This is a genomic window from Thauera sp. K11 (assembly GCF_002354895.1).
In the GTDB taxonomy this organism is placed as follows: domain Bacteria; phylum Pseudomonadota; class Gammaproteobacteria; order Burkholderiales; family Rhodocyclaceae; genus Thauera; species Thauera sinica.
The window spans coordinates 5,141,208-5,150,567 of the sequence record NZ_CP023439.1 but is presented as its reverse complement, the minus strand read 5'-3'; the positions used below and the strand labels follow the sequence as shown (position 1 = coordinate 5,150,567).

6 protein-coding genes, 2 tRNA genes and 3 rRNA genes are annotated in these 9,360 nt (G+C 59.9%); 1 reads left to right on the top strand and 10 read right to left on the bottom strand.

Annotated features, from left to right (window positions below):
- Nucleotides 1-207: 207 nt before the first annotated feature.
- The 10 genes from rrf to rpsF form a co-directional block, all read right to left on the bottom strand.
- Nucleotides 208-321 (bottom strand): 5S ribosomal RNA (gene rrf / locus CCZ27_RS22465).
- Between the two features lie 104 nt (nucleotides 322-425).
- Nucleotides 426-3,310, bottom strand: a 23S ribosomal RNA gene (locus tag CCZ27_RS22460).
- 254 nt (nucleotides 3,311-3,564) lie between these two features.
- Nucleotides 3,565-3,640: transfer RNA gene (locus CCZ27_RS22455), tRNA-Ala, on the bottom strand.
- A 21-nt stretch (nucleotides 3,641-3,661) separates the two neighbouring features.
- A tRNA-Ile gene (locus CCZ27_RS22450) sits at nucleotides 3,662-3,738 on the bottom strand.
- A 77-nt stretch (nucleotides 3,739-3,815) separates the two neighbouring features.
- Nucleotides 3,816-5,351 (bottom strand): 16S ribosomal RNA (locus CCZ27_RS22445).
- Together the 16S, 23S and 5S rRNA genes with 2 tRNA genes alongside form the textbook arrangement of a ribosomal RNA operon.
- Before the next feature lie 426 nt (nucleotides 5,352-5,777).
- The gene (gene dnaB / locus CCZ27_RS22440) at nucleotides 5,778-7,190 is read right to left on the bottom strand and encodes a replicative DNA helicase (RefSeq protein WP_096451981.1); all 1,413 of its coding nucleotides are present in this window, start codon (nucleotides 7,188-7,190) and stop codon (nucleotides 5,778-5,780) included.
- Nucleotides 7,191-7,309: 119 nt separating this feature from the next.
- The gene (rplI, locus tag CCZ27_RS22435; RefSeq protein WP_096451979.1) at nucleotides 7,310-7,762 is read right to left on the bottom strand and encodes a 50S ribosomal protein L9; all 453 of its coding nucleotides are present in this window, start codon (nucleotides 7,760-7,762) and stop codon (nucleotides 7,310-7,312) included.
- 15 nt (nucleotides 7,763-7,777) lie between these two features.
- Nucleotides 7,778-8,053 (bottom strand): 30S ribosomal protein S18, encoded by a 276-nt coding sequence (rpsR, locus tag CCZ27_RS22430; protein ID WP_094267585.1) that lies wholly within the window; start codon nucleotides 8,051-8,053, stop codon nucleotides 7,778-7,780.
- Nucleotide 8,054: 1 nt separating this feature from the next.
- Entirely contained in the window at nucleotides 8,055-8,369 is a 315-nt protein-coding gene (priB, locus tag CCZ27_RS22425; protein WP_096451977.1) for a primosomal replication protein N, read from the bottom strand.
- 1 nt (nucleotide 8,370) lies between these two features.
- Nucleotides 8,371-8,751: a 30S ribosomal protein S6 gene (rpsF, locus tag CCZ27_RS22420; RefSeq protein ID WP_096451975.1), complete on the bottom strand. Its 381-nt coding sequence runs from the start codon at nucleotides 8,749-8,751 to the stop codon at nucleotides 8,371-8,373.
- Nucleotides 8,752-9,012: 261 nt separating this feature from the next.
- Between rpsF and CCZ27_RS22415 the strand changes: the two genes are divergently transcribed.
- The gene (locus CCZ27_RS22415; RefSeq protein ID WP_096451973.1) at nucleotides 9,013-9,354 is read left to right on the top strand and encodes a hypothetical protein; all 342 of its coding nucleotides are present in this window, start codon (nucleotides 9,013-9,015) and stop codon (nucleotides 9,352-9,354) included.
- Nucleotides 9,355-9,360: the final 6 nt, after the last annotated feature.

Below are 9,360 nucleotides of genomic sequence, written 5' to 3'. Positions count from 1 at the left end.
CCACGCTCCGCCGCATGTCGAACCGCATCATTGTGCCGAAGGGCACAGCGTCCGTCACGCGGCGTTGGCCGTCTTTCGCTGCGCCGGGCGTTCCGGTCCGTCTTTCGCTGCGGTGCGAGTACGGTTCGTGCGCGCTTGCGTGGCGTAGGCGCGCGAACGCCCGATCCTCTGCGTAGAGGTATCGGGCGTTGTGCGGGGCGTAGGGTAGTCTGACGATGACCTACTTTCACGAGGGCGGACCTCACTATCATCGGCGCGGTCTTGTTTCACGGTCCTGTTCGGGATGGGCAGGGGTGGTTCCAAGACGCTATGGTCGTCAGACTGTGACTGTTGCTTTGCGCGGTGTGGCGCGAAGCCAAAGTGTCGAAGAAGCGTTGTGTGATTGGTGTGACACGTGTGCGAGTATCGCGGTTGTCCAAGGTTATAGGATCAAGCCGCACGGGCAATTAGTATCGGTTAGCTTAACGTGTTGCCACGCTTCCACACCCGACCTATCAACGTGGTGGTCTTCCACGACCCTTCAGGGGGCTCTGGGCCCCGGGGAAGTCTCATCTTGAGGCGAGTTTCCCGCTTAGATGCTTTCAGCGGTTATCTCTTCCGCACATAGCTACCCGGCGATGCGACTGGCGTCACAACCGGTACACCAGGGGTGCGTCCACTCCGGTCCTCTCGTACTAGGAGCAGGCCCTCTCAAACTTCCAGCGCCCACGGCAGATAGGGACCAAACTGTCTCACGACGTTTTAAACCCAGCTCACGTACCACTTTAAATGGCGAACAGCCATACCCTTGGGACCGGCTACAGCCCCAGGATGTGATGAGCCGACATCGAGGTGCCAAACTCCGCCGTCGATGTGAACTCTTGGGCGGAATCAGCCTGTTATCCCCAGAGTACCTTTTATCCGTTGAGCGATGGCCCTTCCATACAGAACCACCGGATCACTATGACCTGCTTTCGCACCTGCTCGACGTGTGGGTCTCGCAGTCAAGCCACCTTTTGCCATTGCACTATCAGTACGATGTCCGACCGTACCTAGGTGACCTTCGTACTCCTCCGTTACCTTTTGGGAGGAGACCGCCCCAGTCAAACTGCCCACCATGCACGGTCCCCGACCCGGATTCACGGGTCTGGGTTAGAACCTCGACGACACCAGGGTGGTATTTCAAGGATGGCTCCACCGGAACTAGCGTTCCGGCTTCCTAGCCTCCCACCTATCCTACACAAGTCCCGTCAAAGTCCAATGCAAAGCTACAGTAAAGGTTCATGGGGTCTTTCCGTCTAGCCGCGGGGAGATTGCATCTTCACAAACATTTCAACTTCGCTGAGTCTCAGGAGGAGACAGTGTGGCCATCGTTACGCCATTCGTGCAGGTCGGAACTTACCCGACAAGGAATTTCGCTACCTTAGGACCGTTATAGTTACGGCCGCCGTTTACCGGGGCTTCGATCAAGAGCTTGCACCCCATCACTTAACCTTCCGGCACCGGGCAGGCGTCACACCCTATACGTCCACTTTCGTGTTTGCAGAGTGCTGTGTTTTTAATAAACAGTCGCAGCCACCGATTCTCTGCGGCCCCTTCGCCCTTCGGCTGTTCGCCTACAAGCTAACGGGGCATACCTTCTCCCGAAGTTACGGTATCAATTTGCCGAGTTCCTTCTCCTGAGTTCTCTCAAGCGCCTTGGTATGCTCTACCAGCCCACCTGTGTCGGTTTGCGGTACGGTCACTCTATGACTGAAGCTTAGAGGCTTTTCCTGGAAGCGGGGTATCCGTTGCTTCGGATCCGAGGATCCTCGTCATCATGCCTTGGCTCAGCCGCGCGGATTTGCCTACGCGGCACGCCTACACACTTAAACCGGGACGTCCAACACCCGGCCAACCTAACCTTCTCCGTCCCCCCATCGCATCATAGAGCGGTACAGGAATATTGACCTGTTTCCCATCGACTACGCATTTCTGCCTCGCCTTAGGGGCCGACTCACCCTGCGCCGATGAACGTTGCGCAGGAAACCTTGGGCTTACGGCGAGGGTGCTTTTCACACCCTTTATCGCTACTCATGTCAGCATTCGCACTTCCGATACCTCCAGCATCCCTTACGAGACACCTTCGCAGGCTTACGGAACGCTCCCCTACCACGTGTCAAAGACACATCCGCAGCTTCGGTTCATGGCTTGAGCCCCGTTACATCTTCCGCGCAGGACGACTCGACTAGTGAGCTATTACGCTTTCTTTAAAGGGTGGCTGCTTCTAAGCCAACCTCCTAGCTGTCTGGGCCTTCCCACCTCGTTTGCCACTTAGCCATGCATTTGGGACCTTAGCTGGCGGTCTGGGTTGTTTCCCTCTTGACACCGGACGTTAGCACCCGATGTCTGTCTGCCGTATATCACTTTGCGGTATTCGGAGTTTGCTATCGCGGGGTAGATCGCAATGACCCCCCCAACGATTACAGTGCTCTACCCCCGCAAGTGTCCGTACGACGCACTACCTAAATAGTTTTCGGGGAGAACCAGCTATTTCCGGATTTGTTTAGCCTTTCACCCCTATCCACAGCTCATCCCCTAACTTTTCAACGTTAGTGGGTTCGGACCTCCAGTACCTGTTACGGCACCTTCATCCTGGCCATGGATAGATCATCCGGTTTCGGGTCTACGCCCTGCAACTACGACGCCCTTATCAGACTCGCTTTCGCTACGCCTCCCCTACTCGGTTAAGCTCGCTACAGAACGTAAGTCGCTGACCCATTATACAAAAGGTACGCAGTCACCCCTTTCGAGGCTCCCACTGTTTGTATGCATGCGGTTTCAGGATCTATTTCACTCCCCTCCCGGGGTTCTTTTCGCCTTTCCCTCACGGTACTGGTTCACTATCGGTCGATCACGAGTATTTAGCCTTGGAGGATGGTCCCCCCATCTTCAGACAGGATTACACGTGTCCCGCCCTACTTGTCGCACGCTCAGACCCGCCACCGGCTTTTCGCATACGGGACTCTCACCCTGTATCGTCGGACTTTCCAGACCGTTTTGCTAAGCTGATGGTTTTGTCGTGCAGGCTCTTCCGTGTTCGCTCGCCACTACTTACGGAATCTCGGTTGATTTCTGTTCCTGCGGCTACTTAGATGTTTCAGTTCGCCGCGTTCGCCTCCTCAGACCTATGGATTCGGTCTGGGATACCCCTTGCGGGGTGGGTTTCCCCATTCGGACATCTCCGGATCAAAGCTCTATTGCCAGCTCCCCGAAGCTTTTCGCAGGCTTACACGTCCTTCATCGCCTGTGATCGCCAAGGCATCCACCACATGCACTTCGTCGCTTGATCCTATAACCTTGGCTCCTCCTCGCGCTCACGCGCTCGAAGAGCCGGCCATAGGCGAACTCGCTTGTGCGGTCCGGGCTGTGCTGACCACGCAGCCCGAACCGATGCAATCACACAACTTGCAGCGCGCACCGGCTCGATGCGCACTGCACTTCTTCCACTTTGTTAAAGAACGAACCTTCCGGCCGATATCGCTATCGTCCAAGAAGCCAGACATGACGACGGCACCCATCGCCAGGTCTGGCTTCTCGAAGCGCTGGTGGAGCTGGTCGGGATCGAACCGACGACCTACGGCTTGCAAAGCCGCCGCTCTCCCAGCTGAGCTACAGCCCCTCCCGACAGACCGCTTGAGTTTGGTGGGTCTGGTTGGATTCGAACCAACGACCCCCGCCTTATCAAGACGGTGCTCTAACCGACTGAGCTACAGACCCTCAAACGCCTTCGAGGCTCTTGGTCTGAACAACCGATAAGCTGTGGATGCCACGGCCGGTCGTGGCGTCTTCTCTTGAAAGGAGGTGATCCAGCCGCACCTTCCGATACGGCTACCTTGTTACGACTTCACCCCAGTCATGAATCTCACCGTGGTAAGCGCCCTCCCGAAGGTTAAGCTACCTACTTCTGGTGAAACCCACTCCCATGGTGTGACGGGCGGTGTGTACAAGACCCGGGAACGTATTCACCGCAGCATGCTGATCTGCGATTACTAGCGATTCCGACTTCACGCAGTCGAGTTGCAGACTACGATCCGGACTACGATCGGCTTTAAGGGATTGGCTCCACCTCGCGGCTTGGCAACCCTCTGTACCGACCATTGTATGACGTGTGAAGCCCTACCCATAAGGGCCATGAGGACTTGACGTCATCCCCACCTTCCTCCGGTTTGTCACCGGCAGTCTCACTAGAGTGCCCAACCAAATGATGGCAACTAGTGACAAGGGTTGCGCTCGTTGCGGGACTTAACCCAACATCTCACGACACGAGCTGACGACAGCCATGCAGCACCTGTGTCCAGGCTCCCGAAGGCACCCTCGGCTCTCACCAAGGTTCCTGGCATGTCAAGGGTAGGTAAGGTTTTTCGCGTTGCATCGAATTAATCCACATCATCCACCGCTTGTGCGGGTCCCCGTCAATTCCTTTGAGTTTTAACCTTGCGGCCGTACTCCCCAGGCGGTCGACTTCACGCGTTAGCTGCGTTACTCAGCGCATTGCTGCACCGAACAACTAGTCGACATCGTTTAGGGCGTGGACTACCAGGGTATCTAATCCTGTTTGCTCCCCACGCTTTCGTGCATGAGCGTCAGTACAGGCCCAGGGGGCTGCCTTCGCCATCGGTGTTCCTCCACATCTCTACGCATTTCACTGCTACACGTGGAATTCCACCCCCCTCTGCCGTACTCCAGCCGTGCAGTCACAAGCGCAGTTCCCAGGTTAAGCCCGGGGATTTCACACCTGTCTTACACGACCGCCTGCGCACGCTTTACGCCCAGTAATTCCGATTAACGCTCGCACCCTACGTATTACCGCGGCTGCTGGCACGTAGTTAGCCGGTGCTTCTTAGTCCGGTACCGTCATCCGAACGCTATGTTAGAGCGTCCGATTTCTTCCCGGCCGAAAGAGCTTTACAACCCGAAGGCCTTCTTCACTCACGCGGCATGGCTGGATCAGGGTTGCCCCCATTGTCCAAAATTCCCCACTGCTGCCTCCCGTAGGAGTCTGGGCCGTGTCTCAGTCCCAGTGTGGCGGATCATCCTCTCAGACCCGCTACGGATCGTCGCCTTGGTGAGCCTTTACCTCACCAACAAGCTAATCCGACATCGGCCGCTCCAATCGCGCGAGGTCCGAAGATCCCCCGCTTTCCCCCTCAGGGCGTATGCGGTATTAGCGTACCTTTCGATACGTTATCCCCCACGAATGGGCACGTTCCGATGCATTACTCACCCGTTCGCCACTCGCCGGCGGGCCGAAGCCCCCGCTGCCGTTCGACTTGCATGTGTAAAGCATGCCGCCAGCGTTCAATCTGAGCCAGGATCAAACTCTTAAGTTCAATCCTACAAGGTACTCAAAATCATTACTGACTGTAATGCGAGTACCCAATCATTGCGAAACCAGGCAGCTCTCGCTGCCCGCCACAACGACCTGGCACCCACACTTATCGGTTGTTCGACTTTTTAAAGAACCGCTGCATCGCTGCAGCAGAGAAACGAAATTATGGCTAACTCCACACAACCCGTCAACCCCCAGCGCGACGGACGTTTCCGAGAAAACCGAAACCACCACGCCGCGCTTCCCGCTTCCCCCGCCCGCCTCAACGCGCCAACGCGCCAACGCTCACGCAGGGAACCGCGCCAACGCAAAAGAGCCGCGCAGTATAAGCATCCGGGAACGCACGTCAACGCCTCGCCAGGGCAAGCCGGAACGAAACGATCCGAAACCGATCGCCCGCGAGGGCTTCCGCTCCTCCAGCGCCCGATCAGTAATCCGAACCGCCGAAATTGCCGCCGCCGGCGTAATTCTCGAAGCGGGTGTTTTCACCGATGAAAGTCAGCCGCACCGTACCGGTCGGACCATTGCGGTGCTTGCCGATGATCAGTTCCGCCGTCCCCTTGTCCGGCGAATCAGGGTTATAGACCTCGTCGCGGTAGATGAACATGATGATGTCCGCGTCCTGCTCGATGGCACCCGACTCGCGCAGGTCGGACATCACCGGGCGCTTGTTCGGCCGCTGTTCCAGGCTGCGGTTCAACTGCGAGAGGGCGACGATCGGGACGTGCAGTTCCTTGGCGAGCGACTTCACCGAACGCGAGATCTCGGACAGCTCGGACGCGCGGTTGTCGCTTTCCCGCGTGCCGGTCATCAGTTGCAGATAGTCGATCACGATGAGGCCCAGCTTGCCGCACTGGCGGGCGAGCCGCCGCGCCCGGGCACGCAGGTCGATCGGATTGAGACCGGGCGTTTCGTCGATGAAGAGCGGCGCATCGTACAGCTTGCCCATGGCGACCGTCAGGCGCTGCCAGTCGTCGTCGGTCAGGCGGCCGCTGCGGATCTTCTGCATGTCGATGCGCCCGACCGACGAGATGAAGCGCGTGGCCAACTGGGTGCCCGGCATTTCCATCGAGAAGATCGCCACCGGCAGGCGCTGATCAACCGCGATGTGCTCGGCCAGATTCAGCGCAAAGGTCGTCTTGCCCATCGCGGGACGGCCGGCGACGATGATCATGTCCGACGGCTGCAGGCCCGAGGTCTTGTCGTCGAGGTCGATCAGACCGGTCGGCACGCCCGTCACTTCGGACGGATTGTCGCGATCGTAGAGTTCCTGCACACGATCGACGACCTGCTTCAGGATGGGCTGGATGGACACGAAGCCCGTCGAATGGCGGGCGCCGGCCTCGGCGATCTCGAACACCTTGGCCTCTGCCTCGTCGAGCAGCATCTTGGCGTCCTTGCCGGACGGACTCAGTGCGCTCGCCGCGATCTCGTCGCCCACCGCGACCAGCTTGCGCAGGATCGCGCGCTCGCGAACGATCTCCGCATAGCGGCGGATGTTCGCCGCCGAAGGCGTGTTGTTGGCGATTTCGGCGAGGTAGGCGAGCCCTCCCGCCTGCTCGGCCTCACCGCTCTTCTCGAGCGACTCGAAGACCGTGACGACGTCCGCCGGTTTGCCCAGATCGATGAGCTTGGCGATGTGGCGGTAGATGCGCCGATGATCGTCGCGATAGAAGTCCGCCTCGCTGGCGAGATCCGCCACCCTTTCCCATGCCTGGTTGTCGAGCAGGATGCCGCCGATCAGGGACTGCTCGGCCTCGAGCGAATGAGGCGGAAGCTTGATGGCTGCCAACTGCGGATCACCCCCGAAGTCGGGAGGGCGGCGGGTCTGGGTGTTCATGGGCACTGCCGGCGTTGCACGGGGGAAACATTCTAAGCAAGACGCGCCACGGCTGCCCCGTCGGACAGCAAAAAGGGCTGCCCTCGGCAGCCCTTTCCGTCTGGCGTGAGCGACGCGGCCTACTGCTGGTCGCCGACCACCGACACCGTGATCGTGGCGATCACGTCGGAGTGGAGCCCGACCTCGAGCTGGGCTTCGCCGACGGTCTTCAGCGGGCCTTCCGGCATGCGGATGGCCGAACGCTCGATCTGGAAGCCCTGCGCGGCGAGCGCCTCGGCAACGTCGGCATTGGTGACGGAGCCGAACAGGCGGCCGTCCATGCCCGCCTTGCGGCTGACCTCGACGGTGACCCCTTCGAGCTGGGCGGCGAGCGCCTGGGCGGCGGCAAGCTTGTCGGACTGCTGGCGCTCGAGTTCGGCGCGGCGGGCTTCGAACTCGGCGAGATTGGCCTGCGTGGCACGCTTGGCCTTGCCTTGCGGGATCAGGTAGTTGCGGGCGTAGCCGTCCTTGACCTTGACCACGTCGCCCAGGCCGCCGAGGTTCACGACCTTGTCGAGAAGAATGATTTGCATGACGTCTATCCTCTCTTACTGGTGCAGGTCGGTGTAGGGCATCAGAGCCAGGAAGCGGGCGCGCTTGACGGCGACCGACAACTGGCGCTGGTAGCCCGCCTTGGTGCCGGTGATACGCGCCGGCATGATCTTGGCGTTCTCGGTGATGAAGTCCTTCAGGATCTCGACGTCCTTGTAGTCGACTTCCTCGATCTTCTCCGCGGTGAAGCGGCAGAACTTGCGACGCTTGAAGAGACCGCGACCGCCGCGATCATCCTTCTTCTTGAACTTGGACTTGGGCTTGAAAGCCATTTCAGTTTCCTTCCAGAAATTCGATTGTGTTCAGGTGCACGACCGGGCTGCGACTGCGCAGGCTCTTTGCGGCGAGGAAGCCGGTGATCTTCACCGCGACTCCCGGCGAGGCCGCTGCGAGCACGCCGGCGAGGTCTCCCACCGCCACCGCCTGCAGTTCCACCGAAACATCGCGGGAAAGCCCCGCTTCGAGCTGCTTCGATTCGTGCGCCAGTACGCAGTTGGCGACCGGCACACCGGCAGGCGTTCGACGCAGCGGCAGCACCTCGGCCACGCGCGCATCGAGGCGCAGTTCGTTCAACCCCGGTTCAGGCAAATCAGGCAGCGGCTTCGGCAGCCGGCTTGGCTTCGTCCGACGGCGTGGTGAGCGAACGCGCCTTCTCTTCCTTCATCATCGGCGAAGGCGTGGTCACGGCCTTCTTCATCTTGATGGTGAGGTGACGCAGCACCGCGTCGTTGAACTTGAAGGCATGCTCGAGTTCGGCCAGCGTTTCGCCGTCGCACTCGATGTTCATCAGCACGTAGTGGGCCTTGTGCACCTTCTGGATCGGGTAGGCCATCTGGCGGCGGCCCCAGTCCTCCAGGCGGTGGATCTGGCCGTTGCGGCCGGTCACGAGCGTCTTGTAGCGCTCGATCATCGCCGGGACCTGTTCCGACTGGTCCGGATGGACGATGAATACGATTTCGTAATGTCGCATGCAAACTCCTTGCGGTTGATTGAAGCAGCCCCCCGGCATGCGATTCCGGTGGAGCAAGGGAAGGGGCAGGATTCTAGCAAGAACTTCTGGAAAATCAAAGCCAAGGCTTGAGGCGGGCACGACCCGGACAGCGGCGGACGCACGGCCGGCGCTTACAAAATCCCGCTTACACTCTGGCGAGGCCCGGCCGGAGTGCTTCGCCTATGATCGGCTCATCAGGGCACGGCCCCGATCCGAGAACAACCGATACAGAGGCAGACCATGAAAACGAACCTTGTCCGCACGATGCTCGCCGCGCTGCTGTGCGGCGGCCTGCTCGCCGCCGGCAGCGCGGCCCACGCCGGCGACTGGGATGGCCGCGGCCGTGGCTGGGGCCCCTACAAGCACGACCACCATCGCCACCACTTCCGCGGCCATGAGCACGGGCGCACGGTGATCCGCGAGCGCGTGGTGATCCGCGAACGCGAGCGGCCGTACTATTACGCGCCGCCGGTGGTGCAGAACTACTATTACGGCGCGCCGGTGCGCTCCTACGGTTACAGCCGTTCGCCCGCCATCGTCGTCGGCGTCGATATCCCGCCGCTGGTGATCCCGCTGCGCTGACCCGCG

Excerpts from the sequence above, each read along its gene's own strand:
- dnaB (WP_096451981.1), bottom strand. The coding sequence starts at position 7,190 with ATGAACACCCAGACCCGCCGCCCTCCCGACTTCGGGGGTGATCCGCAG.
- rplI (WP_096451979.1), bottom strand. The coding sequence starts at position 7,762 with ATGCAAATCATTCTTCTCGACAAGGTCGTGAACCTCGGCGGCCTGGGC.
- rpsR (WP_094267585.1), bottom strand. The coding sequence starts at position 8,053 with ATGGCTTTCAAGCCCAAGTCCAAGTTCAAGAAGAAGGATGATCGCGGC.
- rpsF (WP_096451975.1), bottom strand. The coding sequence starts at position 8,751 with ATGCGACATTACGAAATCGTATTCATCGTCCATCCGGACCAGTCGGAA.
- CCZ27_RS22415 (WP_096451973.1), top strand. The coding sequence starts at position 9,013 with ATGAAAACGAACCTTGTCCGCACGATGCTCGCCGCGCTGCTGTGCGGC.